The organism is Candidatus Electronema sp. JM, from assembly GCF_048287415.1.
Taxonomy (GTDB): Bacteria; Desulfobacterota; Desulfobulbia; order Desulfobulbales; family Desulfobulbaceae; genus Electronema.
Genome location: NZ_JBLWEN010000001.1, coordinates 84,136 through 109,164 on the forward strand (window position 1 = coordinate 84,136; position 25,029 = coordinate 109,164).

The 25,029-nt window shown below is 57.0% G+C and carries 25 protein-coding genes; 11 read left to right on the plus strand and 14 right to left on the minus strand.

Annotation, left to right across the window (positions count from 1 at the left end; genetic code table 11):
* Positions 1 to 95 precede the first annotated feature (95 nt).
* The 4 genes from ACNKH6_RS00395 to ACNKH6_RS00410 form a co-directional block, all read right to left on the minus strand.
* Positions 96 to 344: a hypothetical protein gene (locus tag ACNKH6_RS00395; RefSeq protein WP_417913564.1), complete on the minus strand. Its 249-nt coding sequence runs from the start codon at positions 342 to 344 to the stop codon at positions 96 to 98.
* Positions 341 to 2,044: an apolipoprotein N-acyltransferase gene (lnt, locus tag ACNKH6_RS00400; protein WP_417913565.1), complete on the minus strand. Its 1,704-nt coding sequence runs from the start codon at positions 2,042 to 2,044 to the stop codon at positions 341 to 343. The genes ACNKH6_RS00395 and lnt overlap by 4 nt, the downstream gene beginning before the upstream one ends.
* 159 nt (positions 2,045 to 2,203) lie before the next feature.
* Positions 2,204 to 2,854, minus strand: a complete 651-nt coding sequence (locus ACNKH6_RS00405; protein ID WP_417913566.1) for a potassium channel family protein — start codon at positions 2,852 to 2,854, stop codon at positions 2,204 to 2,206.
* Positions 2,855 to 2,857: 3 nt separating this feature from the next.
* Positions 2,858 to 4,225 carry a TrkH family potassium uptake protein gene (locus ACNKH6_RS00410; protein WP_417913567.1) on the minus strand — a complete coding sequence of 456 codons (1,368 nt, stop codon included), beginning with the start codon at positions 4,223 to 4,225 and terminating at the stop codon, positions 2,858 to 2,860.
* A 133-nt stretch (positions 4,226 to 4,358) separates the two neighbouring features.
* Between ACNKH6_RS00410 and ACNKH6_RS00415 the strand changes: the two genes are divergently transcribed.
* The 3 genes from ACNKH6_RS00415 to ACNKH6_RS00425 are packed head-to-tail and all read left to right on the plus strand — an operon-like array spanning position 4,359 to position 7,614.
* Positions 4,359 to 6,140 carry a chloride channel protein gene (locus ACNKH6_RS00415; RefSeq protein WP_417913568.1) on the plus strand — a complete coding sequence of 594 codons (1,782 nt, stop codon included), beginning with the start codon at positions 4,359 to 4,361 and terminating at the stop codon, positions 6,138 to 6,140.
* Positions 6,141 to 6,150: 10 nt separating this feature from the next.
* On the plus strand, positions 6,151 to 6,546 hold the full coding sequence (locus ACNKH6_RS00420) for a hypothetical protein (protein ID WP_417913569.1): 396 nt from the start codon (positions 6,151 to 6,153) through the stop codon (positions 6,544 to 6,546).
* A gap of 12 nt (positions 6,547 to 6,558) precedes the next feature.
* Positions 6,559 to 7,614 carry a leucine-rich repeat domain-containing protein gene (locus ACNKH6_RS00425; RefSeq protein ID WP_417913570.1) on the plus strand — a complete coding sequence of 352 codons (1,056 nt, stop codon included), beginning with the start codon at positions 6,559 to 6,561 and terminating at the stop codon, positions 7,612 to 7,614.
* Positions 7,615 to 7,627: 13 nt separating this feature from the next.
* Here the strand turns inward: ACNKH6_RS00425 and ACNKH6_RS00430 are convergent, their stop codons facing one another.
* Together ACNKH6_RS00430 and ACNKH6_RS00435 are read right to left on the minus strand one after the other, a co-directional pair.
* Positions 7,628 to 9,778, minus strand: a complete 2,151-nt coding sequence (locus ACNKH6_RS00430) for an ATP-binding protein (RefSeq protein WP_417913571.1) — start codon at positions 9,776 to 9,778, stop codon at positions 7,628 to 7,630.
* Between the two features lie 4 nt (positions 9,779 to 9,782).
* Positions 9,783 to 10,475, minus strand: a complete 693-nt coding sequence (locus tag ACNKH6_RS00435) for a response regulator (protein WP_417913572.1) — start codon at positions 10,473 to 10,475, stop codon at positions 9,783 to 9,785.
* A 92-nt stretch (positions 10,476 to 10,567) separates the two neighbouring features.
* On the opposite strand from ACNKH6_RS00435, the gene ACNKH6_RS00440 reads away from it, so the two are divergent.
* From ACNKH6_RS00440 to ACNKH6_RS00450, 3 genes are all read left to right on the plus strand, one after another.
* A complete protein-coding gene (locus ACNKH6_RS00440; RefSeq protein WP_417913573.1) occupies positions 10,568 to 10,870 on the plus strand; it encodes a hypothetical protein in 303 nt (100 codons plus the stop codon).
* Positions 10,871 to 10,873: 3 nt separating this feature from the next.
* Positions 10,874 to 11,401, plus strand: a complete 528-nt coding sequence (locus tag ACNKH6_RS00445; protein WP_417913574.1) for a hypothetical protein — start codon at positions 10,874 to 10,876, stop codon at positions 11,399 to 11,401.
* A 154-nt stretch (positions 11,402 to 11,555) separates the two neighbouring features.
* Positions 11,556 to 12,314: an FKBP-type peptidyl-prolyl cis-trans isomerase gene (locus tag ACNKH6_RS00450; protein ID WP_417913575.1), complete on the plus strand. Its 759-nt coding sequence runs from the start codon at positions 11,556 to 11,558 to the stop codon at positions 12,312 to 12,314.
* Positions 12,315 to 12,354: 40 nt separating this feature from the next.
* Here ACNKH6_RS00450 and ACNKH6_RS00455 read toward each other — a convergent pair whose 3' ends face one another.
* Positions 12,355 to 12,657 (minus strand): DUF134 domain-containing protein, encoded by a 303-nt coding sequence (locus ACNKH6_RS00455; protein WP_417913576.1) that lies wholly within the window; start codon positions 12,655 to 12,657, stop codon positions 12,355 to 12,357.
* Between the two features lie 10 nt (positions 12,658 to 12,667).
* A complete protein-coding gene (locus tag ACNKH6_RS00460; RefSeq protein ID WP_417913577.1) occupies positions 12,668 to 13,069 on the minus strand; it encodes a NifB/NifX family molybdenum-iron cluster-binding protein in 402 nt (133 codons plus the stop codon).
* Between the two features lie 212 nt (positions 13,070 to 13,281).
* Here ACNKH6_RS00460 and ACNKH6_RS00465 point away from each other — a divergent pair, with 212 nt between their 5' ends.
* Genes ACNKH6_RS00465 through ACNKH6_RS00475 form a run of 3 tightly spaced genes read left to right on the plus strand, consistent with a single transcriptional unit; the run spans position 13,282 to position 17,450 of the window.
* Positions 13,282 to 13,848: a DUF4390 domain-containing protein gene (locus ACNKH6_RS00465; protein WP_417913578.1), complete on the plus strand. Its 567-nt coding sequence runs from the start codon at positions 13,282 to 13,284 to the stop codon at positions 13,846 to 13,848.
* 12 nt (positions 13,849 to 13,860) lie between these two features.
* The gene (locus ACNKH6_RS00470) at positions 13,861 to 16,101 is read left to right on the plus strand and encodes an ATP-binding protein (RefSeq protein WP_417913579.1); all 2,241 of its coding nucleotides are present in this window, start codon (positions 13,861 to 13,863) and stop codon (positions 16,099 to 16,101) included.
* Positions 16,083 to 17,450 carry a sigma-54-dependent transcriptional regulator gene (locus ACNKH6_RS00475; protein WP_417913580.1) on the plus strand — a complete coding sequence of 456 codons (1,368 nt, stop codon included), beginning with the start codon at positions 16,083 to 16,085 and terminating at the stop codon, positions 17,448 to 17,450. The genes ACNKH6_RS00470 and ACNKH6_RS00475 overlap by 19 nt, the downstream gene beginning before the upstream one ends.
* Here ACNKH6_RS00475 and ACNKH6_RS00480 read toward each other — a convergent pair.
* Positions 17,434 to 17,688 (minus strand): hypothetical protein, encoded by a 255-nt coding sequence (locus ACNKH6_RS00480; RefSeq protein WP_417913581.1) that lies wholly within the window; start codon positions 17,686 to 17,688, stop codon positions 17,434 to 17,436. The genes ACNKH6_RS00475 and ACNKH6_RS00480 overlap by 17 nt on opposite strands.
* 27 nt (positions 17,689 to 17,715) lie before the next feature.
* Here ACNKH6_RS00480 and pheA point away from each other — a divergent pair, with 27 nt between their 5' ends.
* Both pheA and ACNKH6_RS00490 read left to right on the plus strand, forming a co-directional pair.
* A complete protein-coding gene (gene pheA, locus ACNKH6_RS00485; RefSeq protein WP_417913582.1) occupies positions 17,716 to 18,813 on the plus strand; it encodes a prephenate dehydratase in 1,098 nt (365 codons plus the stop codon).
* Positions 18,814 to 19,117: 304 nt separating this feature from the next.
* On the plus strand, positions 19,118 to 19,246 hold the full coding sequence (locus tag ACNKH6_RS00490) for a transposase (protein WP_417913621.1): 129 nt from the start codon (positions 19,118 to 19,120) through the stop codon (positions 19,244 to 19,246).
* Between the two features lie 114 nt (positions 19,247 to 19,360).
* Here ACNKH6_RS00490 and gyrA read toward each other — a convergent pair whose 3' ends face one another.
* From gyrA to ACNKH6_RS00515, 5 genes are read right to left on the minus strand one after another with little or no spacing between them, the layout of a single operon-like run.
* A complete protein-coding gene (gene gyrA, locus ACNKH6_RS00495) occupies positions 19,361 to 21,901 on the minus strand; it encodes a DNA gyrase subunit A (protein WP_417913583.1) in 2,541 nt (846 codons plus the stop codon).
* 33 nt (positions 21,902 to 21,934) lie between these two features.
* A complete protein-coding gene (locus tag ACNKH6_RS00500) occupies positions 21,935 to 22,342 on the minus strand; it encodes a bacteriohemerythrin (protein ID WP_417913584.1) in 408 nt (135 codons plus the stop codon).
* Positions 22,343 to 22,367: 25 nt separating this feature from the next.
* The gene (locus ACNKH6_RS00505) at positions 22,368 to 23,240 is read right to left on the minus strand and encodes a glycosyltransferase family 2 protein (protein WP_417913585.1); all 873 of its coding nucleotides are present in this window, start codon (positions 23,238 to 23,240) and stop codon (positions 22,368 to 22,370) included.
* Positions 23,233 to 24,156, minus strand: a complete 924-nt coding sequence (locus tag ACNKH6_RS00510) for an Rpn family recombination-promoting nuclease/putative transposase (RefSeq protein WP_417913586.1) — start codon at positions 24,154 to 24,156, stop codon at positions 23,233 to 23,235. The genes ACNKH6_RS00505 and ACNKH6_RS00510 overlap by 8 nt, the downstream gene beginning before the upstream one ends.
* Positions 24,059 to 24,940, minus strand: a complete 882-nt coding sequence (locus ACNKH6_RS00515; RefSeq protein WP_417913587.1) for an Rpn family recombination-promoting nuclease/putative transposase — start codon at positions 24,938 to 24,940, stop codon at positions 24,059 to 24,061. Before ACNKH6_RS00515 ends, ACNKH6_RS00510 begins: the two co-directional genes overlap by 98 nt.
* Positions 24,941 to 25,029: the final 89 nt, after the last annotated feature.

Consider the following 25,029-nt stretch of genomic DNA (forward strand, 5'->3'; position numbering starts at 1 on the left):
TACAAAAAACTTATCAATCATCTCGTTGTCTAACGAAATGATTGATCGTTATCCAGACAGTATTCCTTTCGTACCAAGTCCTTAGTGCTAATCATTTACTCCTGCCTGCCAAACATCTGCTCATAGGCTTCATTGCGCATCTTGGCCATTCGTTTGACCGTGAAATTGCGCTGCTGATCAAGCTGATGCCGGATAATGTACTCGTCGCGGAGCAAGGCTGCCACTTTTGCTGTGCTGAATCCGCTGACTGTTTTCATTTTGCCGCTGGCTTTCTCAACAGAAAACTCCCATGTTCCGTCCTCATGCTGCTTCACGCCGACATATTGCCGTTGTTGTTTGGTCATTTTTCTGCGCCTCCCTTCTGCCGCCGTTTTCTTGCCATCCAGACGGCATGGATCAGCAGGTAGCCGGTCAGGAGCAGGCAGACTGGGCCGAACCAATAGCCGCCTTGAACAAAAAACGTCTGTCCGGTCAGCAGGGGAACGCTTTCACGCCGATATGCTTCTGTAAAAAGACTGGACTGCTGAATGACCTCGCCGGTCGGGGCGATAAAACCGCTGATGCCGGTGTTGGCAGCCCGCACCAGACTGCGCCGGTTCTCGACCGCCCGCAGCACGGTCATGGCCCACGACTGCTGCGGCGCGCTGGAACGCCCATACCATGCGTCGTTGGTCAGATTGACCAGCAAATTCGCCCCTTCCGCTGTGGTGTTCCGGGCAATGTTTGGAAAAATGGATTCAAAGCAGATCAGCACTCCGGCCTTGATATGTCCGGCCTCCAGCGGTTTGGAGGATTCGCCTGGGGTGAAGTCGCCGATCAGCTCAACCAGCGGTTTGATAAACCAGAGAAAATTGCGCAGCGGCACATATTCGCCGAACGGCACTAAATGCTGTTTGTTGTAGCGGCCAGTCTGTGTGCCGGAACGGTCCAACAATATCGCGCTGTTGAAGTATTCCACCGGCCTCAGCGTATTGCTGCTCTCAGCTGAAAGGAGATTTTTGAAATCTTCAACGATTTTCAAAAGATTGTTGGACTGACTTGCGCTGACCGGCTCCTCCTGCGGCTGCCGACCGGGCCTGACCGTGAAATACGGTGAGCCGGTTAGCAGATACACCTGTTTTTCTTTGGCAAAAGTCTTCACCTTGTTCATCAGCGGCTCCCGATGCGGATAAAACGGCAAGGCAGTTTCCGGCCAGACCAGCAGATCAAGCCCGCCTTTCCGCGCCGCCTCTTCGGACAAGGCGAGATAACGCGCAACCGTTTCCTGCTTCAGTGCAGGCGACCACTTTTCGTCTTGGCTGATGTTGCCCTGCACTGCCGCCGCCGTCGCCTGACTGGCCATCGCCGCCTCTGAGCCTATCTGCTGCCAGCGCAGCATGGAATAGCCGCCTGCGCAGTAAATGACTAAAAAGGACATAACTGCAAGGGAAATTTGCCGTTTCGAGGTTCGATACGGGCTGAAGAGCCGTTCCAGCAGCCAAAGCAGCAGGGCATTGATCTGGATGATAAAAAAGGTGATCAGATGATGGCCGCCCAAATCAGCGGCCTGCACCAGCAGCGGCTGCGAATACAGGCCGTAGCCGAGATCCATCCACGGCAGTCCGGTGAAAAGCCAGCCCCGCGCCACGTCCAAACCGACCCAGATTGTCGGCGCGGCCAGCAATACCGAAGCGGAAAAGCTGCCTGTCCTGCTTGTCAGCCGATTGAGCAAAATGCAGAAAAAAGCAGTGTAAGCAGCCAGATACAAGGCCAGCAGCAGCAGCGCGGCAGCCGCCACCACGGTGTGCAGCCCGCCGTAGCGTTTCAGCACAATGATGATCCAGTACATCAGGCTGAAATAATAGAGCAGACCGAAAAACATGCCCATGCAGCCGCTTTGGACTGCGCTGGGCAAAGTCCGCGCCGCCCAGAGCAGCGGAATCAGGGCGACAAAAAGCAGCGGCCACCAGCCAGTCAGGCCGGGCATGGCAAGGGCCAGCAGCAGGGCGGAAAAAACAGGAGCCGCCAAGGCGGCGGCTTGAGACTGCGTTGCGGAAGAAGTCATAGCTTGCAGATGCGCACGGTGAAGGTCAGGGGCGGGAAGTTCTGCGGAAGGATTTTATGTTCACTCATGGTTCTGATCTTCCCAGATGCCAGAAAAGATATCTGATTTTGCCGCTGTCGGCATTATACCATGAGCCGTCTATGCCGGCGATGAGAAAGCTCAGGGCACGATCTTGGTCATCTGCGAGATTTTGCCGATGGCGACGAAGTTGTCGCCTTCCTGAAACAGCTCGTCGGCCTTGGGAATGTACTCATACCGCTTGCTGCCGCTGCGGCGCACGGCGATGATCTGGATGCCAAAGGTGTTGGTCAGGTTCAGCGCGATCAGGCTTTTGCCTGCCCAGCGTTTGACCGTGAATTCCTTCACCGCCATGGAACGGTCAAAGGAAAGATACTCAATAAATCCGGGCATGGCGATGCGGCTGGCGATCTGTTTGGCGGCCATGAATTCAGGAATCACCACCTCATCCGCGCCGATCTTGTAGAGCAGTTTTTCATGGTCTTTATTGATCGCCTTGGCCCAGACCTTGGGCACGCCCAGCTCTTTCAGGTACATGGTGATCATCACGCTGGCGGCGATGGAGTCGCCGACGCTGACCAAGACGTGCTCCAAGTCTTGGATGCGGATCTGCTCCAGAGCCTCGCGGCTCATTGCGTCCGTCTGAATGACTTGCGTCAGGACATGCTGGGCGTTTTTGATCTTGTCCGGGTCACTCTCCACGCCCAAAACTTCGTGGCCGAGCGTGACCAAGGTTTGGCCAAATTTCAGGCCGAATTTGCCTAAGCCGATGATGCCGATTTGCAGTTTCATGAGTCAGCCGATGGACAGTTTTTCTTCAGGCCGGGAATAAAGCAGCTTGGTGCCGAAGGACTGCACCGAACCGAGCAGCACCAGCGGGCCAAGCCTGCCGATGAACATCAGGCAGATGATGATGATTTTGCCGCCCGGCGAAAGTTTTGGGGTGAGATCCACGCTCAGGCCGACGGTGCCGAAGGCGGAGACCGCCTCAAAAAGAATTTCTAAAAATCTGCCCTGCGTCTGCTGATGCGACAGGCCGCCGCCTTCGGTGAAGCTGAGGGCAATGACGCTTAAAAAAATGATCGCCACGGAGAAAAAAAGCAGAGTCAGCGCACTGTTGACCGATTCGCTGTCCACGGCGTATTTGCCGATCACCACCTGATGTCGGCCTCGAACTTGGGCCTTGATGAAGGCGTTCAACACCCGGAACGTAGTCACCTTAATCCCGCCTGCGCAGGAGCCGGGCGCACCGCCGATGAACATCAGCAGGATCATGAAGAGCAGCGAGGCATCGGTCATGGCCGCGATGTTCAGCGTGTTGAAGCCCGCTGTCCGGCAGGTGACAGACTGGAAGAGCGAGGCCAGCACTGCCTCACTTGCAGGAAGATACGGCTTGTAAAAGACAAATTCGGAAAAATACAGATAGACCGCGCCAGCGGCGATGAGGAAAAAGGAAGTTTTAATCACTAAGCTGTTGTACCACTCGTCCTTCCACACCGCTCTTGTTTTTCGCAGGCGTGAGCAAGCAAAGGATGCGCTTTCGATGATCACGGAGAAGCCCAAACCGCCGAGCACAATCAAGGCCATGATGGTTAAATTGATCGGCCAGCTTGCTTGCCAGCGCATCAGATTGTCCGCCTTCAAGGAAAATCCGGCGTTGCAGAAGGCGGAGACTGCATGAAAGAGGGCAGAAAAGGGCGAGAATCCTTCTGGGTCGCTGAAAAAAAGCAGCATCGCGCCGCAGAGTTCAATGAAAAATGTGACGGCGAAAACTTGGATAAGAAATTTGCCAAGATGAAAATTGGCGTTATTGAGGATGCTTTGGCCGACCGCGATTTTGTCGGTCATGGAGACACGCTTTTTCCACAGGTACAAGGCCAAGGTCGAGAAGGTCATGATGCCGAGGCCGCCGCCTTGAATCAGCAGCATGATAATTGTATGCCCGGCGCGGCTGTAGGCGGTGCCGGTGTCAACCACCGCAAGGCCGGTGACGCAAACTGCCGAGGTGGAGGTGAAGAGCGCGTCAAGAAAAGACACCTGCCCTGTGCCGCCGCTGAACGGGGCGTGCAGCAGCATCGCGCCGAACAAGATCGCGGCGGCGAAAAACAGCACCGGCAGCGTGATGGGAGTGAGAATTTTTTTCAGTCGTCTGTGCAGGCTCATGCGCGGCTCTTGGGTCGGCGGAGGAAAGTGCTGACAGCCCGGCGGGGAATAATAGCAAAAAAGCCGCTTGCAGGAAAGATTTTTTCTGCTAAGGTGGAGCGGCTGCATCTGCAATGTTCTGGAGCTGACCGCCATGCCTGCCAAACTGAAAATTTTTCTGCCCGGTGAAAAAACCGCCCTGCTGCTGACCGCCGCTCTGATCGGCCTGCTGGCCGGAGCCTTCAGCATCCTCTTCCGCGAGACCTTGAAGCTGGTGCATGAGCTGCTTTTTGTGCAAGGATATCAACTCCTGCGCATCGGCGAAGGCGGCTGGCGCAGCCTGCTTCTGCCGCTGCTGCCGATGAGCGGCATGGTGCTGCTGATTCCGCTTTCACTGCTCTTTCCCGGCAAGGTCAACGGCTACGGCTTCACCAAGTTCCTCCGCAAAGTCAATTTGGAAAACGGGGTGATCAAGGCTCGGAATATTTTCATCAAAATCGCGGCCACCGCCCTGACCATCGGCAGCGGCAATTCAGCGGGCGTGGAAGGCCCCATTGCCCAGATCGGCGGCGCACTCGGCTCGCAATTCGGCCAGCGGCTGCGGGTTTCCGGGGCGAGGATGAAGGTTTATGTCGCCGCAGGCTGCGCGGGCGGCGTGGCCGGAATTTTCAACGCTCCGCTGGCCGGGGTCTTTTTCGCGGCGGAGATCATCCTGCTCGGCACCTACGAGATCGCCGCTTTTTCCGCCTTGGTCATTGCCTCAGCGATGGCCACCGTGATTTCGCGGGCTTGGTACGGCGAGGTGGCTGCCTTTCCCATCCCTGCGTATCACATGGTCAATCCGCTGGTGGAATTGCCGCTCTACACCCTGCTGGCTGTCATTATCGGCATCTTGGCGGTGCTGCACATCCGTTTTTTTTATTTTGTCCGCGACCGCTTCGCCGCTCTGCCGCTGCACAGCCAGCTCAAGCCGATTTGCGGGGCCTTTTTTGTCGGCTGCGTCGGCATTTTTTTTCCGCAGGTGATGGGCGACGGCTACGAATACATTGCCGAAGTGCTCGACGGCAAGGGCGAGCTGGGCGTGATGGCCGCCCTCATCCTGCTCAAATCCGCCGCCACTGCTGTGACGCTCGGCTCCGGCGGCGCGGGCGGCGTGTTCGCGCCCTCGCTCTTCATCGGCGCGGTGATCGGCGGTGCCTTCGGCAGTGTGGCTCATGCCTTGCTGCCGGAGCAGACCGCGACCGCAGGGGCTTATGCCACCGTGGGCATCGGGGCCTTTCTCGCCGCCGCAACGCACGCGCCGATGACCGCAATTTTCCTGCTTTTTGAAATGACCGGCAATTATCTGATCATCATTCCGGTGATGCTCACCGCCATACTCGGCACCGTGGTTGCGGAAAAACTCTACGGCGATTCGATTGACACCGTGGATTTCACCCGCGAAGGCATAGACATCCACGAAGGACGGGAAGTGGCGGTGCTGAAATCGATCAAAGTCGGCAAAGCGATTACTGAAGATGTGGACTTCATCAGCGAGACAGCGAATATCAATCATCTCCTCAATCTTTTTGCTATGGCCGATGATTCATTTTATTTCCCAGTGGTCAATCATGCTGGACACATGGTCGGCGTTGTCTCCATGCAAGATGTTAAAAATATTATTCATGACGATGAGCAGCGTTGCTGTCATCTTGTCGGCGCAATTTGCAGCCGCGAGGTCATCGCCCTGACTCCTGACCATAATCTCTATGACGCAATTCAGCTTTTTGACATCAAAGGCATTGAGGAAATTCCGGTGGTCGAGAATATGGAGGACAAATGGGTGCTGGGCATGTTGAAACGCCGGGACGTGATCTCGGTGTACAACCGCGAGGTGCTGCGGCGCGGCATCCGCGAAAAAGCGGAGGAAATCAGAATCCTCTGCGCGTCCGCCTGAGGAGGCCCGCATGAAGATCAGGCTTTTTTCCTTCGGCTTCAAATATGGCCGCCCGGAAGCGGACACAGTCTTCGATGTCCGCTTTCTGCCAAATCCCTACTGGGTGCCGGAGCTGAAGGAGCGCAGCGGTCTCGACGCGGAGGTGGCCGCCTACGTGCTGGAAAGCCAGGCCGGACGGGAATTCCTCTCCCGCTTGGAACCGCTGCTGCTCTTCATGCTCGACAGCCACCGGCAGGCTGGCCGCGAGGACTTCAGCTGCGCGGTGGGCTGCACCGGCGGCAGGCACCGCTCCGTGGCTGTGACCGAGCATCTGCGGCGGTTCTTAGCCGGAACGGCGGGCGATAAATTGGAGTTTTTTCACCGCGATATCGAGCGGACAGATGCACCATCAACTAATTTTCCCTAAAGGAGAACGAAGATGACTCATGAAGAGCTGCTTCAGGCGATTCAAAGAGCTGCGGATAGCAAAGTGGCACGTTTCAATCTCATCGGCACCCAGCTCAAGGAGCTGCCGCAGGAACTCTTCGGGTTGAGCAATTTGACCGAACTGAACCTGCGCGGCAACTGCCTGACTGAGCTGCCGCCGGAAATCGGCAGGCTGACCAAGCTGAAATCGCTCAACCTCGGCGGCTGCGGCCTGCGCTGTCTTCCTAAAGAAATAGCCAAGCTGAACGCGCTGGAGGAGCTGTATCTGCCCAACAATCTGCTGACGGAATTGCCGCCGGAAATCGGCCAGCTCACCCACCTTACCGAACTGAATCTCAACGACAATCAGCTCGAAATGCTGCCGCCGGAGATCGGCAAGCTGACCCGCCTGCAAGAGCTGTCGCTCAACGGCAACCGCCTGAGCGGGCTGCCTGCGGAATTTTTCCAGCTGACCGAGCTATGCGAGCTGAATCTCGACAGCAACCGTTTGGCCAGCCTGCCGCCGGAAATTGGCACCTTGGACAAGCTGACTGATTTTTCTATTCTCGACAACCGATTGACCGATCTGCCCGCGACCATTGGCAAGCTGCGCAGCCTGATCCGCCTCTATCTTGGCGGCAATAAACTGCGCCAGTTGCCGTCGGAAATCACCCAACTGACGAACCTGACCGCCCTCTGTCTCGGCAACAACGAGCTGACCGAGCTGCCGCCAGAAGTTTTCCAGCTCACCGGGCTGACTGAGCTGAATCTGCACAGCAACCATCTCAGCGAGCTGCCGCCGGAAATCGCTAAGTTGAGCGGGCTGGAATCGCTCTGCCTCTACGGCAATAAATTCAATTCCTTCTCGCCTGTGCTTTTCCGGCTGCCGGAACTGACTGAGCTGAATCTGCACAGCAATCATCTCAGCACGCTGCCGCCGGAAATCACCCAGCTCACCAATCTGGCCGAGCTGCTCGTGGACAACAACCCGCTGATCTCGCCTCCGCCGGAGATCGCCGAGCAGGGCATTGAGGCGGTGCGGGAGTATTTTGCGGAAACAGAGGCATGAACGGATGCTACGGCTACGGTTTCGCTTTGGGCAGACTGATGGCAAAGACCACGCCGCTTCTGCCGTCATCAAGGTTCCGCACGCTGGCCTTGCCGCCGTGATGCTCCAAAATGGTGCGGACGATATACAGCCCCAAGCCCATGTGCGGCCGGTCGTCTTTCACGGGCCGATTTGTTGTCATGGAGTTGAATATCTGCTGCTGGACAGCAGGGTCAATAGTCGGCCCCTGATTGACCACCTGCATGACAATGAATTCCCCCTGCTCCTCCAGCAGCAGCTCGACCGGCGTTTCCGGCAGATGGAATGAAACCGCATTTTCAACTAATTTGTCGAGGGCCTGATGCAGGCGGACTGGATCGCCCTCGACTGCCGCTTCCTGCTCCGGCTGCTGATAGAGAAACTTCACCTCGCTGAAAGCCAACTGCCAGCCATGCTCCAGCCACATGGAAACGGCCCGGCCCAGATCGAACTGCTCTTTGCTGTCGAGAACCAGGGCATTTTTTAAACTGGCTGCCTCGCGGATTGAGGTGAGCAGGCCTTCCAGCCGCTGCACATCGCGTTCGGCCCAGCGGATGTACTCCATGATCTGCTTGGGCGGATTTTCCTGCTGCCGCCGCTGCTCCTGCTTGAGATTTTTCAACGAAGCGGCGACACCGGCCAGCGGCGTGCGCATTTCATGCTCCAGATTGTCGGCCATCTTCTCCCGATGCTCAATCTGCTGCTGAAGCTGCTCCAGCATGGAATCCAGAGTCCGGCCCAGATCACCGATCTCATCGTGTGACCGCCGCGCCGGACGGCTGCTGCGGAGATGGCCGTCCGAAGTGATGGCTGTCGCGGCCTGATCCCGGAGTTTTCTGATCCGGCCTGAGAGGCGGTAGGCGAAGAAGAAAAACACGCCGCCGCCGAAGAGGAAGGCCAAAACGGAAAGGGTGATCGTTTCCTCAATCATCTGGTTGCCGAGCGCGAGGATGGAGTTGGTGGTCTGCTCAACCACCACCGCAGCAATGACCTTGCCGTTTTCGTGCAGCGGGGCAATGGCGGCCATTACTTCGGTCTGGCCGTCCTCCATCAGGTATTTGGTGAGCGTGTGCCTTCCTTCCAGCCCTTCCCGGATGCCCTGCATGTCCAGCTCAGTCGGCTGCGAGGCCTGCTCTTGAATTTTCACATCAGGAGCAATGGTGAAAAAACGGTACAGAGGCCGGAGCAGTTCACCAGCTTGGCGCATGATTTCGGTAAATCGATCTGCCTCCTCAGACAGATTTTCAGGATTGCGGAGACTGCCGACCTGCGCCCGGACCCGCTGATTTTGATCCACCACCCGGATGCGGGCATAAGGCCGGTCCAAGGAACGGAGGATATCCTCTATCGGCTTGGAGGTGCCAAGCAGCCAGCCCGGCTCCTGATTGGCAGAAATATTGGCGGTGCCGATCATGGTGCGGACACTCCGCTCCTGCTCATCGTCCACATCAGCTACGATAAAGGCCAGCTTGCTGCCGAGCAGATCAAGGGGAATGCGCAGTTCCAGCACATAGCCTCCGCTTTTCTGCTTCCATACCCCCTGAATGCGCGGCTCGCTGACCGGAAATTTGATTGGATTGCTCGGCATGAGAAAGGGGCTGATCCAGCCTGGTTCATACGGAGAAATCAAATACCGCCGCTGGCCTTGCTCATCTTCAATCACCAACTGAAGATGGTCGGAACGATCAAGGCGGAGCGAGCTGCGGCTGCGGTAGATGACCTGGTCATCTTGCACATCAAAAAAAGCGTAGAGATATTTGTCCTGCTTGCCGGTCAGATGACGGAAGCTGAGGGTTTGCGGCAAATATCCCTCTTGCGGACTGAGCAGATGCTCTTGACCAAAGGTTTTCGCCTGCTCCAGTTCTGGCTGCCAGTCATCCACATTGCCGTCCAGCCGGATGGTGTTGGAAAGCTGAAACAGGTAGAGATCGCGGCTTTGGTTGAGTGAGCGGAACTGCTCGCGGTCAAACAGGTCGCTGCGGTTGGTGAGGGCGGCCGCGACGGCCTGCGCCGTGAAATTGAGGGTGTCTTTCTGGCTGATCATCAGGCTGCGCTTGAGCGTGCTGTTCAGCCGCATTCCCAGCAGCGGGAAGAGCAGCAGCAACAGCGAGAGCAGCGCCAGTTTAGAGCGGAGGGAAATGCGCACCGATTCAGGGCTGCCAGCGGTAGCCCATGCCGTATTCCGAACGGATGGCGTTGAATTCTGGGTCAGCTTCCCGGAACTTGTCCCGGATGCGGCGGATATGGGCGGCGATGGCGTTGTTGGTCACGATCACGCTGGCCGCCTCCATGAGCTGATCATGATTTTTGACATGGCCGGGCCGCCGCGCCAGGCAAAGCAGTATCCAAAATTCCGTCAGAGTCAAGCTGACCGGCTCGCCTTTCCAGTGCACCTCTTTGCGGTCCTCGTCAATACGCAAATCTTGATGCTCAATGATCCGGTTGTTGGCCGGACTGCTGCGCAGGGCTTCGACCGTGCGGAACAGGGCGGAAATGCGGGCCGGCAGAAAATCCAAGGTGGTGGTGTCCTTGGTCAGATAATCCCATGCGCCGAGCCGCAGGCCGGAAACCCGGTCCACATCTGAATTGCGGGCGGTGAGGAAAATGATCGGAATCACTGGCGAAAGCGAGCGCAGATGCTGGCACAGCTCGAAGCCGCCAGCCATCTCCTCGCCGAGCATGATGTCTAAAATGGCCAGATCAGGCAGCGAACGGCTGAAAGCGGTCATTGCCTCCTGTCTGCTGCTGTAGCTGCTGACTTCATAGCCTTCCCGGTGCAGGGCTTGGGCATAATTGGCCTGAAGCCGTGGGTCATCCTCAACCAAGGCGATGCGGTAGGTCATGGCGGAATGTTGCGGGCGAAATAAGCGGTCATGCTGTTTTTTTAAAACGTTACCACAGATTTTTCTTTTCCGCCAGTTCGGAATGCGTTGTCATGATTCGTCACCTTTCTTCTCCGACGCGTCATGATTCAGCGGCGGAATGGTCATGGTCATTGATAAAAATACTGACAGGAAGAATTCTTAGATGGAGAACAATCATGACCACAAAAAAAGCAAACAAACTTGGCAGCCTTCCTGCCGTTGACCCTGGCTCTCTGATGCTGGCTGTTTATGTTTTCGCGGTGAGTGCGCTGGTGCTGCTTGGCTGGCTTGGCTCCGCCGGCGCCGACGGCAAAACGGATATCGTCTTGGCAAAAACAGAAATTCCGGCGGTGACAGTTCAAATCCAGCGGTGAATCATGCGGCACCAGAACATATCACCTGAGTTGCAGTATTGTCCGCAGTGTGGTGACGAATACCGGGCGGACATAGTCCGCTGCGCCGCCTGCGTTGTTCCTTTGCTCAGTGGTAAAGAGCTGCTGGCACAGCAGCGAGGGCAAGCTGCTGCGCCCCGCCGACCGATCAGCCCGGATGATGAGTTGGTCACCATCCAGAAAGGGCCGGTGGTGCAGATGCAGATGGTGCAGGCGATGCTGAAGCGGGCGGGCATTCCTTCCTTGGCGGCAGGCGAGTCCTCATCATCCTGCGCCAGCGGCGGCTGCGGCGGCCCTAACTTGCTGATTCAAATCAGAAGCAGCGATTATGAGGCTGCCGCTGCGGCACTTGCCGCAGAGTATGTCCGCAGCACCGGGCTGCGCGATCATGACGTTGCCGCCGCTGGCGCAGTTTTTGACGCGGAAGCCGAAACTGCCCTCTGTCCAGCCTGCGGCTGCCACTTTTCAACCACGCACGACTCCTGCCCTGACTGCGGCCTCTCCTTTGTCTGACTTTTTGTTTCCACCTTGATTTTCTCGGCGGAAACGAAAAGTTCTTTTTTTTTTCAGCCAGGATGATGTACAATTTCTTTTAAAAATCCTGCCAGGCAGCGGCGCGCCGCGCATTCCGCCTGGCTGCGGCAACATTTCAAGGAGAGACAGCAACATGAAAAAACTCGCAGCATATGCGGCAGCTGGTCTGATGCTGCTGGCCGTGCATCCGGCGGCAGCAGAGGTCAAATTGGAGACAGAAAGCCAGCGGTTCAGCTACGCCCTGGGCATGGATTTCGGCACCTATCTGAAAGGGCTGGGCGAGGAGTTTGATCTCAACATCATTGAGCAGGCGATGAAGGATGCCTACACTCCCGGATCCAAACTGCTGATGACTGCGGAAGAGGCGGCCAAGGCGCAGGAAAACTTCGGCAAGCGGCAGCAGCAGAAGTTCATGGCGATGTTGCAGGCCAACAAAGAAGCGGCGAAAAAATTTCTTGATGAGAATAAAACGAAAGAAGGCGTGAAGACTACCGCTTCGGGTCTTCAGTACAAAATCATCAAGGAAGGCAGCGGAGCTAAACCGACCTCGTCCGACCTCGTCAAAGTGCAGTACAAGGGCACCCTGCTTGACGGCAAGGAATTCGACAGCTCGTACAAACGCAAGGAACCGGCCAAATTCCGCGTGGATCAGGTCATCCCCGGCTGGACCGAAGCCCTCCAGCTCATGCCGGTCGGCAGTTCTTTTGAGCTGTACATTCCGCCCTCGCTGGCCTATGGCGACCGGGGTGCGCCGCCGGTGATTCAGCCTGGCTGCCTGCTGAAATTTGAGGTGGAGCTGCTGGAAATCCTGAAGCAGGAGGAAAAGCCGAAGGCGGAACCGGCGGCAGAGGAGAACAAAGCGGACGACAAGAAGGACGAAGGTAAAAACTGAGTTCGTTCTGACGACGGGCAGAGCCTGATCCTTTCCGGGATCAGGCTTTTTTTTCTGTCAGTTCATCCTCCTCGAAAATCAAGGCCGCGCCGGAGACCAGCGCATCAGCAGTTTTCTGGCGGGCGGAAGCAAGCAGCCGCTGCACTGTTCCTCGCGAAACCCCCATCCGCTCCCCAGCCTGTTCTTGAAACAGCCCTTCCAGATCGCAGAGCTTGAGCACCTCCAGCTCGTCGCGAAACAGCATGATCTGCCTCAGGCTGCGCAGCGGGATGCCGACCGGTTTGAATGCGCTGCTGGGGCAGCCGCCTTCACAGCAGCGTTGTTTCCGGGGGCGCGGCGACATGCGGGGCAGCTCAATGGTGGTGGCAGTTGCCGTCGCCTTTGCAGGTCTGCTCAGGCCGCATCAGGGCGAAGCTGCCTGCCAGCAGCCCGGCTGCGGCATCCTTGACATGCTTCAGGCCAAGCAATTCAGCACGATAGACCGCAATGCCCACATCCGCGCAGGCCTGCATGGGCCGCGCTCCCATGCCGCCAACCACCAGTGCGCCGACACCTTTGTTGTGCAGCAATTTCACCGGCCCGACACAGCCGCCTGCGCCATGCTCCACATTGGCGACTGTGTCCACTGAGGCTATGGCCCCATCCTGAATTTGGATCAGGGTGAACAGATCGCAGTGGCCGAAATGTTCGGAAATTTCCGCATCTAAGCCGCCAGGATTATTGGACGGCACTGCCAGCGTCATCGTCGCTTCCATTTTTTTCGCTCTGCTGAAATTTTTTCTTCTGCGGCAGCCGATTGCTGCCGCACGTTTTGAACATATGCACATTACGCCGCCTGCGCCAGCATGTCAAGCACGAAAAATCACCGCCTGCCGGTGGACAAGAACAGCGGAATAGTGTACCTTGCAGCAGCTTATCCGCTTCAGAGCAGCGGCGTTCAGCCTGCTGCCAATTCCCGGAACATCGTATGCGCAGACGTTTTTTTCTTTTTCTTTTTCTTTGTGTTGCCTTGCCCGCTGTCCTGTTTGCGGCAGGAGCTGAAGATGACAAGCCGACAGTTGCCGGCATCACGCTCACGGCCTCTGGCGGACGGCTGCTGCTGGCCGCCGCTGTCAAAAATTCTTTCACCAAAGAGATGCTGGAAGGGGTGCAGAACGGCATCCCTGTCATCTTCCGCTTCACCATGAAGCTGGAGCGCGTCCGCAGCTATTGGTTCAACAAGGAACTTGCCGCTCTTGATATCAGCCACACCCTGAGCTACGATCCTATCCGGCGGGAATATCAGATCGTTTTTTCGGAGAAAAAACAGCCGCACAGCACCCGTTCTCTGAGCGAGGCGCAGCGGCTGATGGCCGAGCTGAAAGGACTTGAAATCGCTAAACTGGATCAGCTTGCCGCTGGTTCAGGCTGCGCCCTGCATATCAAGGCCACGCTGGCGGAAAATACTTTTCCGCTTGGTCTGCACATGATTATCCCCTTCACTTCGCTGTGGAATATTGAAACCGACTGGCGCACTGTCGAATTCACCTACTGAGCATGTGGACCGATGCTGACCCCTGAGCAGCGCAGAAAAAAGCAGCGGCTGATCCGCTGGGTCATAGCCTTCTGCCTGCTGCTGATTCCCTGTCTGATCTGGATGCAGCGGCAGCTCCTGCAAGGCCAGCTCAACCTGCCGGTATCCAGCACGGTGCTGATCTTCGCCCTGATCAACATCAACGGCCTGCTGCTGCTGCTGCTGCTTTACCTGATACTCCGCAATCTGGTTGAGCTGCTGTTTGAATGCCGGAACCGAATTATCGGGGCGAGGCTGCGGGCCAAATTGGTGCTTGCCTTTGTCTCGCTTTCGATTATCCCGACAGCGGCCTTGTTTTTAGTCGCATTAGGATCAGTGTCCACCTCAATGGACTACTGGTTCAACAGCAATGTCGAGGACTCGCTGGAATCTTCTCTCAAGCTGGCTCAAGGCATATTTCAGGAAACCGAAAACCGGGCCGCCAATATGGGCAGGCAGATCAGTCTGCTGCTGGAAAACATTGATATTCGTCTGGAGGACAGCGACGGTCTCCAGCAGCTCTTCAGCAACACCCTTGCTCTTGCCCCTTCCGGCGCGCCAGATGCCTTGGTGCTGATTGATCATCAACTGCGGCTGCGGGCCTCTGCCAAAGGGGAGCGGTTGGCTGCAATCGCCCTGCCGGACATCCCCAGCGAGGCACTGCGCCGGGCAGAAAGCAGCCGCAGCCCGGAGATCGTCACCCGGCAGGTCGGCATCGGCGAGCTGGTGCAGGCTGCTGCGCCGATGCAGTTCAAAGACGGCAGCCGCGCCTTTCTGATCACCAGCCTGCTCATTCCGTCAGAGCAGTTAGCCCTGATGCAGTCGGTTTCGCAAGGCATCACTGGCTATAAGCAGCTTGTTCTGTTCAAGGCGCCGATCAAGCTGAGTTTAATCCTCATGCTGCTGATCATCACCCTGCTGATTCTCTTCGGGGCGATTTGGTTCGGTTTTTACATCGCCCGCTCAATGACCAGCTCCATCAACAAGCTGGCGATCGCCACCCAGCGCATTGCCGAAGGGGATTTGAATTTCACCATCGAGAAGGACTCGGACGACGAGCTGGGCCTGCTGGTGGATTCCTTCAACTCAATGACCGCCGACCTTTTGGCCAGCAACAGCCAGCTAGCTGAAGCGCATCAGGCCTTGCAGGAGTCAAATCAGATCTCGGAGCAGCGCCGCCGCTATCTGGAGGCCATCCTCCGCAACGTGGCCGCCGGGGTTATCGCCATCAACGAGCAGCATCAGGTCACGATCATCAATCCCTTTGCCGAAAAGCTGCTGCGCATAGACCCCGCGCTCTTCCTGCAACGCGATTTCCATGAGGTGCTGCCCCTCTCGCACGCGGCGATGCTGGAGCAGTTTTTCAGCGACCTGCGCGAGTCCGGCCAGCGGAGCATTGAGCGGCATCTCAGCCTGACGGTGCGCAAGGGCGAGACCTACTCGCTCTTAGTCAACATCACCCGCCTGCTCGATGACCGCGAGCGGCCCATCGGCTACGTCATTGTTTTTGATAATTTGACCAAGCTGGAGAAGGCCCAACGCATCGCAGCCTGGCAGGAAGTGGCCCGCCGCATCGCCCATGAGATCAAAAACCCGCTCACGCCGATCCAGCTTTCGGCGCAGCGGCTGCGCAAGCGGTATCTGGAAAGCATCAGCAAGGACCGGGAGATATTCGATCAGTGCACAGCGACCATCATTCAGCAGGTGGACGAGATCAAGCGGCTGGTGACTGAATTCTCCGACTTCGCCCGGATGCCGCGCATCAAGAAGCAGCAGGCGGATTTAACCGCGCTGGCCGCTGACACGCTGGTGCTCTACCGCGAGGGCTGCAAGCACATTGATTTTCAATTGGAGCGCGGCCAGGTTCCGCCCTTCTCCTTTGATCCGGTGCAGATCCGCCGCGTGCTGATCAATCTTTTAGACAACGCGGTCAGCGTCCTCAGCAGCGGCGGCGCGGTCAGCCTCGCCATCAGCCTTGACCAGAATGAGGAAACGGTCAGCGTCTCAGTCAGCGACAACGGCCCCGGCATCCCGGAGGAGGTCAAGCGGCGGCTCTTTGAACCCTACTTCTCCACCCGCAAATCCGGCACCGGTCTTGGCTTGGCCATTGCCAACACCATCGTTTCCGAACACAACGGCTCCATCCGCGTGCAGGACAATGCCCCGACCGGCACGACGGTCATCGTGGAGCTGCCCTTTCTCCGCGAGGAGCCAGCATGTCCGCAAGCATCCTGATCATTGACGACGAAAGCGCCATCCGCGAGAGCCTCTCCGGCATTCTGGAGGACGAGGGCTTTCAGCCGCTGACCGCCGCCTCCGCCGAAGAGGGGCTGAACCTGCTGGCGCGGCAGGACGTTGATTTGATTCTTTTAGACATCTGGCTGCCGGGCATGGACGGCATCGAAGCCCTCAAGCGCATCCGGCAGAACTGGAGCGAGGCCCCGGTGATCATGATTTCCGGTCATGGCAGCGTTGAGACCGCAGTGCAGACCACCCGCATCGGCGCCTTCGATTTCATAGAAAAGCCGCTCTCTTATGACAAGGTGGTGCTGGCGGTCAACCAGGGCCTGCGGCTGGCCCGCTTGGAGCGCGAGAACCGCCTTCTGCGCGAGGCCGCGCCTGCCGGAGCGGCGATTATCGGCGAATCCCAAGCCATCCGCCAGCTGCGGCGGCAGATCGAGCGGGTCGCGCCCACAGACGCTTCCGTGCTGATTCTCGGCGGCCACGGCACCGGCAAGGAGCTGGCCGCGCAGGCTGTGCACCGCCAGTCGTCCCGCGCCGCCAGCCCGATGGTCGCGGTCAACTGCGCCGCCATCCCAGAGGAGCTGATTGAGTCCGAACTTTTCGGCTATGAGAAAGGGGCCTTCACCGGCGCGGACAAGGCCAAGCAGGGCAAATTTGACCAGGCCGACGGCTCAACGCTCTTTCTCGATGAAATCGGCGACATGAGCCTGAAGAGTCAGGCCAAGGTGCTGCGCGTCCTGCAAGAGAAGAACTTCGAGCGGGTCGGCGGCGGCAGGATGATTGAGGTGGATGTGCGCATCCTGGCAGCCACCAACAAGGATTTGGAGCAGGAAATCAAAGCTGGAAATTTCCGCGCCGACCTTTTCTACCGCCTGAACGTCATCCCGCTGCGCATCCCGGATTTGAAGGAGCGGCTGGAGGACATCCCGCTCCTTGCGGCGGAATTCCTCCGCCAGCTCCGCAGCCGGGGCTTGGGCGAGAAGCGTTTAGACGACGGTGCGCTGGCCCTGCTCATGCGCCACAGCTGGCCCGGCAACATCCGCGAGCTGCGCAACCTGATCGAGCGGTTGGTGATCATGACTCCCGGCCAGCTTATCACCGCCGAGGATGTGAGCTTCTTTCTTCAGCCCAGCGCGGCACGGCCCATTCAGTCTGTCAGCCTGCCGGATTGGTGCCGCTTCGGCTTCAAGGAGGCGCGGCGGCAATTTGAGCACGATTATCTCTGCAAAAAGCTGGAAGAATGCGGCGGCAACATTTCCAAGACGGCGGAGACAATCGGCCTGGAGCGCAGCCATCTGCACAAGAAGCTGAAGGCATTGGGCATCAAGGCCGAGGAATAGGGTGAAGGGCCGACTTGCGCAGGGAATTGCTATCGGCATAGAGCAAGGCATTGCGTGGAAGACTAAACTCGAACCCGCCAGAATCATGCTGTAACGGCATGCCTGCCGAGCTGATTTGCAGATACACCGTATCGGCAAAGAGACGATTGAACGCCTTCGGGCGGAGATGTAATATGAAATCAAGGATAAATTTGCAATGGCAGAAAAATTCTGACAGAAGATCAGGAATTGCAAGCATCTCTTTCACCTGAATTAACAAACGCCAATGACTGAAATCACCACAACCATCCCCCACGTCCGCCAGCGGATTGACGAGATAGACAGCAATATCCTCCGCCTGCTTCAGGAGCGCCTGAGCTGCGCTAAGGAAATCGGCAGGCTCAAGGCGCAGTCCAATCTGCTGACTTGGGATCCGCAGCGCGAACGCGCCATTTACGCCCGCCTCTTGGAAGAAAACAGCGGCATCTTCCCGGAAGACGCTGTGCGCAGCGTCTTTCATGAAATCATCACCGCCTGCCGCTTGGCCCAGAAACAGGACGAAGTCGCCTTTCTGGGGCCGGAGGGCACCTTCACCCACCTTGCCGGGGTGCGGCATTTCGGCACGTCCGCCCTCTACCGCCCAGCGGAGTCCATCGAGGATGTCTTCAACGAGGTGGAGAAGGGCCGGGTGCAGCACGGCGTGGTGCCGGTGGAGAACTCCACCGAAGGCTCGGTCTTCTGGACGCTGGACTCGTTCATGAAGTACAAGGTCAAGATTTGCGGCGAGCTGCAACTGCCTATCCGCCACAATCTCGTGTGCAGCTCCGGCAGGATTGAGGACATTCAGGCTGTGGCCTCGCACGCCCAGCCGCTGGCGCAATGCCGCGAGTGGCTGCGCAAGCACCTGCCCGGTATTTCCACTCTGACCATGCCTTCCACCGCCGCTGCGGCGCAGATGGCGGCGGAGAATCCGAACATCGGCGCAATCGTCAGCGACTTGGCGGTGAAGCTCTACGCGGTGCAGGTCGCGGTGCCGGGGATTGAGGACTATCAGGGCAACACCACGCGCTTTCTCATCATCAGCAATCACTCGCACTCGCGCAGCGGCAGCGACAAGACCTCGCTTCTGCTCGGCTTGGCGGACAAGCCCGGCGCGCTGAAGGAGGCGTTGACCATCCTGTCCGACAAAGGCATCAATCTGGCCAAGATTGAATCCAGGCCAATGAAGGGCAAACGCTGGCAGTACCTCTTCTTCATGGACCTGATCGGCCACATTGAAGACGCGGTGATTCAGGACGGCTGCGAGGCCTTGAAGCAGATATGCTCCTATTATGAATGGCTCGGCTCCTATCCCAAGGCCGTTGAGCCTGAGGCAGGAATTTGACCGCTGGGCTTGCCGCACTCCAAATTTAGCTGACCAATGCTATGCTGCGAAGAGCATGATGTCAACTAAGCTGCATTTTTCTCAATGAAGCAGATTTGATGCCGAAGCCGCCGACACGCCGCCTCGTGTCCTGCATCCATTCTTGATGCTGTCAGCTTTCATGCAGCGTATATCAAGCGGCTCCAGCAGACGGTTGAGGATCAATGACCATATTGACAGTCATCCCGGCATGAAGCAGGACATGGAGCTGCTGGTCAACATTCCGGCGGTCGGGCCGCAGACCGGCAGCAAGATGCCCGCAGTCATGAAAGCCCGCCATTTTCAATCTGCCGAGCAGCTCGCCGCTTATTTGGGCCGGGCACCTCTCGAAGACAGGTCCGGCCAAACTTCGGGCTGTGCCGCACATGGCCGCTGTTGTGGCCGTTCGGCGTAATCCGAACATCAAAGCCCCCTATGCACAACTGCTTTCGCGGCAAATCCACAATGTCGGCTTTGGGGGCTGCAATGCGCAAGCTCGCTCATTCTGCTTCGGCGTGGTGCTCACTTGCTATTCTGCTCCAGCTCTATCACTCTCCCCGCTGTCCTCCGCGCCGTCTTCCTCTGCCTCCACATCGCCGGATGAGCGCGCCAAGATGGACATGTCCACTACCTTTTCGCCCTCGCCGAGATTGATCATCCGCACGCCCTGCGTGTTGCGGCCAATCACCCGGAAGGAGTCCATGGGCAGGCGGATCACCTTGGCCGAGTTGGCGATCAGCATGACCTGATCGCTGTCCTCCACTTGCAGTGCGCCGACCACCAAGCCATTGCGCTCGCTGGTCTTGATGGTGGAGACACCCTTGCCGCCACGGCTTTGCAGGCGGTACTCAGAGATGGCTGTGCGCTTGCCGTAACCATTCTCAGTCACAGTGAGGATGGACGTGGACTCGCAGTCGCTCTTCTTCAGCACCACCGCGCCGACCACCTCGTCCTCGTCCACCAGCGTGATGCCCTTGACCCCGCTGGCGACGCGGCCCATCTCGCGCACGTCATCCTCATGGAAGTGAATGGACTGGCCGTGCCGCGTGACAAGGAAGACCTCGTCCTCGCCGGAAGTGACAGCCGCGCAGAGTATCTCGTCGTCCTCGCGGATGGTCAGGCCGATCTTGCCCTTGCGCATGGGCCGCTTGTACTCAGCGATGCTGGTCTTCTTGACGATGCCTTTCTTGGTCACCGTGAGGATGGAGAGGGCCTCGTCAGCATGGGCAAGATCAGCTATGGGCAGGATGGCCGCCACCTTCTCGCCCTCGGCCAGCTCCAGCAGATTGACTATTGCCCGGCCTTTCGCTGTACGCCCGCCTTCAGGCAGCTCATAGACCTTGCGCCAGAAGACGCGGCCCCGGTTGGTGAAGAAGAGGAAGGTGTCGAGCGTCGAGGCGGCATACAGGCCGGAGACAAAGTCGTCCTTGACATCGGCCATGCCCGCCACGCCCTTGCCGCCGCGCCGCTGCGCCCGGTAGAGACTGAGCGCGGCGCGTTTGATGTAGCCATTGTGCGAGACGGTGACCACCATCTCCTCGTCGGCGATCATGTCTTCCGGCAGTATCTCATCCGCCGCCTCGATGATCTCCGTGCGCCGCGCGTCGCCGTACTGCTCGCGGATCTCGCGGAACTCGTCGCGGATGATCTGCATGACCAGCGCGTCGTCCGCCAGTACCTTCTTCAGCCAGGCGATGCGCTCAAGGATCTCCGCATACTCCTGCATGATCTTGTCGCGCTCCAAGCCGGTGAGGCGTTGCAGGCGCATGTCCAAGATCACTTGCGCTTGCAGCTCGGACAGAGCGAAGCGCTCCATCAGCCCGGCCTTGGCCTCCGGCGGGCCAGCAGCGGCGCGGATCATGTCCACCGCCGCGTCGAGATTGTCGAGAGCGATCTTCAGCCCTTCTAAGAGGTGGGCGCGCTCCTCAGCTTTGCCTAAGTCAAAGGCGGTGCGGCGGTACACCACCGTGCGCCGGTGCTCCAAGAAGTGAACGAGCAGCTGCTTGAGGTTAAGTATCTCTGGCCTGCCGTTGACGATGCAGAGCATGATCACGCCGAAGCTCTTTTGCAGCGGCGTGAGGCTGTAGAGCTGGTTGATGGTCACGTCCGGGTTCTCGTCCCGCTTCAGATCCATGACGATGCGCAGGCCGTCGCGGTCAGACTCGTCGCGCACCTCGGCAATGCCCGGCAGCCGCTTCTCCTTCATCAGCAGAGCGATGCGCTGCACAAGATCGGCCTTGTTCTGCTGATAGGGCACCTCAGTAACAACGATGGCCTCGCCTTCGCCCTTTTTGCGCCGCTCCACGTGCAGCCTGCCGCGCATGACGATCCTGCCGCGTCCCGTCTCGTAGGCCTCGCGGATGCCCGCTCTGCCGCAGATGAAGCCGCCGGTGGGGAAGTCCGGGCCGCTGATCTGCTCCAGCAGCTCCAGCACGCTGATGCCGGGCCGGTCAATCAGCGCGAGCAGGCCGTCCATCAGCTCGCTCAGATTGTGCGGCGGAATCTTGGTGGCCATGCCCACCGCGATGCCTTCCGAGCCGTTGAGAAGCAGGTTCGGGATGCGCGAGGGCAGGACGGTCGGCTCCTGCTGCGAGCCGTCATAGTTGGGAATGAAATCCACCGTGTCCTTCTCGATGTCCGCCACCAGCTCCTGATCCAGCCTGCTCATGCGGGCCTCGGTGTAGCGCATGGCCGCCGCCGAGTCGCCGTCCATGGAGCCGAAGTTGCCCTGGCCGTCCACGAGCGGATAGCGCAGCGAGAAGTCCTGGGCCATGCGCACGATGGTGTCGTACACCGCCGTGTCGCCATGCGGGTGGTATTTGCCGATCACGTCGCCGACGATGCGGGCCGACTTGACGTAGGGCCGGTTGTGGAATGTGCCCAGCTCGCGCATGGCGTAGAGGCAGCGCCGGTGCACCGGCTTGAGGCCGTCGCGCACATCAGGCAGGGCGCGGCCGACAATCACGGACATGGCGTAGTCCAGATAGGACTTGCGCAGCTCCTTCTCTATGTCAACGGTCTGAATCGCTTCGGGCAGGACTTCGTCCTGCGCTGCTTCTACTGTGGTCATGCCTTGCCTTGTGTCGTGGTTGCCGGCCGCGGATCAGCGCAGGCCGTTCTCATTGAAGAATGCGCTGTACTTCTTGTCTGTGCCCTTGATGTGGCCTTGCAGCCAGTCGCGCAGGAAGTACAGGGTGTCTATGGAGACCGTCAGGCGGCCTCCCTCAAAGTCGATCTGGAACTCAGTCACCTTCTTGACAAAGGCGGCGTGCTCCTTCACATGCGCCGTTGTGTCCGGGTATTTGAACTGGGCGAAGTACTTCTCCTCCGCCTTGAAATGGGTGTCGGTGTAGCTGATCAGGCCGCTGAGGATCCTGCCCAGCACATCCTTCCCCTTGCCGCTCTTCATTGCGTCGTGCAGCTCGTTGATCATCGCCACCAGCTTGCGGTGCTGGCTGTCGATCTCCGCCACATTGACGCTCAAGCTCTCGTCCCACGCTATCAGGCTCATTTTGGCACCCTCCCTGTTTGCTTGGTTATTGTGGTGTTGCATTCTTACTGAAATATTTTTTCATGAGAATGAACCGTTCAACAGCGCAATCATTTCTAAGTTTCATGTATTTGCCATCAAATGGAGTTGGTGCATGCAGGCAGGCGAATTTTTCATCATATACAGTAAGCAGAACACCTCTCGCCCGTGTGAAGAAATCAGCATGTTCTAATTTTTTAAGCTTGTTGTCCCAGCCGACTTTTTTTATCCTGTCTGTTCTGCAGATAAAAAAATTTGGCACTTTATCGTAAACAGGAAGGCCTGAAATTTTGCTGCCGATTGGAGCCACAGGCTGAGAATCAGTCGGATACAAACCTATCTTGCTGTAAGCATGAATTGTAAAAAAAGGAAGGTCAATCACCTTTCCTCCTAATATATCAATTCTTGAATCAGAATCTATCAAATAAAGACTATCCTCTATCTTTGTTTTTCTGAAAAAGACAAAATCGTCATCTAAAAAAAGCGTGTACTTTGTTGCAACGCAACCTAACGCCGCATTTCGTCCTGCGGATATGCCTGAATTATATGGCATGGTTATCTTCTCAACGCTCTTGACTTCTTCTGGATGCAGACTGTCATCAACTACAATAATTTTAATAGATGGATAATATTTCCTTATACTCCGCAGAAGACGGACAAGTGCTTTGTAACGTTCAAATGTTTTTATAACAATCGTTAGTTCATTCAGCAGCTCGCTGTTGCTTGGAGCGGCAGGTTTTAGTGAATCAAGAAAATTTTGCAGTGCCAATTCAAGATAAATAACAAAATCGTAAAAAAATTTAGCAACAAATTGAACCCTGCTGCCCATCAGAGCATATTTTATCTTTTTCAGATAAAAAAAAGCGATATTTTTATTCATGCGACTTGCTTTCCTTCATTAAATTTTGTTGTTTCTGCTCCTGTAAGCTGGCCAGTTCCTCGCCGGACAGGCCAGTGCTGGCAGCAATAACCTCCAGCGCGACACCGTGCGCCAGCAGGCTGCGGGCAACAGCGAGCTTCTCCTCACGTTTTCCCTGTTCCATGCCTTGTGCCATGCCCTTCGCCAAGCCATCCTTCTCCGCCTTGGCCAGCGCTCCCTGCTGGAGCATGATGAAGTCCCGGCGTTTGAACTGCATCTCCAGCTCCTCCTCGTTCAGGGCGGCAGTGTTGGCCAAATCAAAGGCATCAAGCAGCGGCGGCTCAGTGAAGGTCTTGGGGATGAAGTCAAGGCTGCCAGCGTGCTTGATGAAGTATATCCATTTATCGGTGACGGAATCCAGCTCAGTCTCGCTTTTGCTGAATTTTGGCAGCTCGATGAAGATCAGCTCAATGTCGCCATTGTACTGAACAAGCTGCTCTTTTTCTCTGAGATCCCAATACGAAATAGCCTTGCCGAACTCAGGGAACATCGCAAAGTCGGTGATGGTCAGGGCTATGACCGGCTCCAAGCTGGCGTAGTGCTGCGAGCGTTTGAGCTGAGATGAGTAAAGTTTGGCGGCGTTGTACAACACCCGCTTCTCAAAGCCCTCGACATTCAGCACCTGCATCTCGACGATCACCCTGCGCTGATTGGACAGCACCGCCTTCACGTCCACATAGCTGTCTTTCATGCCTTTTAATAGCGGCACCTGATACGGATCAACTATGGTCAGGTCGGTAATTTGCGCATCTTCAAAGTCAATCACGGCATTGAGGAAGTCAATCAGGATGCCTTTTGACTGCTCGCTGCCGAAGTTTGGCAATCTCTTCTTCAGATAATCCCGTGCTGGCAGCGATGACCGCCGATGCAACGCCATGCGCCAGCAGATTGCGGGCAATAGCGATTTTTTCTTCGTATTTCCCTTCGGTGCGTCCCTCTTCCTTTGAAGACCAGAGCATGGACTGCTGATACGACATATTTAGCATATATTCATCATAGGCTTTGCGCTGCGGCTCATCTAAATTCATCATCCGCAGCCGTGCCGAGGCTTCTTGGATATGCTTGGCCCTGAAATCAGGGCGCACTTCGCTGTGCTTGAGCATGTAAATCCATTCATCCAATCCAGACTGCACTTTATCGGGGAAATCCTCAACGCGAATAAGGTAATGCTCAGGAAATATTTTGCGCACATCGCTGATGCCGAACAGCTCCTGCTGTCTGTTGCTCAGGCTGAGTATATCTTTGCTGTGAACGCCGACAAAATTGGTGGAGCCGTAATAGAGATAATCTGTGCCGATGCCAAGACTGAAATAGGTGATGCTGACCGAGATGATTTTTTTGATTTCCCGGTACGGCTGGCCTTTTTCTAAATATTCGGTCATCAGTTTGGCGACACCGTAGGCGATGCGGTGGAAGAAATCGTATTCCGATTTCACCTGCACTTCAATCAGCAGCAACTCGCCTTTGCTGTTTTCAACCAGCAAATCAACGCGGTTGAATTTATCGAGGCTGTCTTCCTGATTGCTTTCGCTCTCCAAGAGATTGACGACGGTGACATCTTCATCAAGCACGGCAGTGAGGAAGCCTTCCAGAACGGAAAAATTGGCTTTGTCGCGCAGCAGCTTTTTGATAGCCCAGTCAAAGCGGATGAGTTTTTCCATGTTACGGTCTATTCAAAATCAATTACAAGGAAAATTTTTATGGTTATTCCGAGCACAACGAGGAATCTTTGCTGCTTCTGAAACATCCA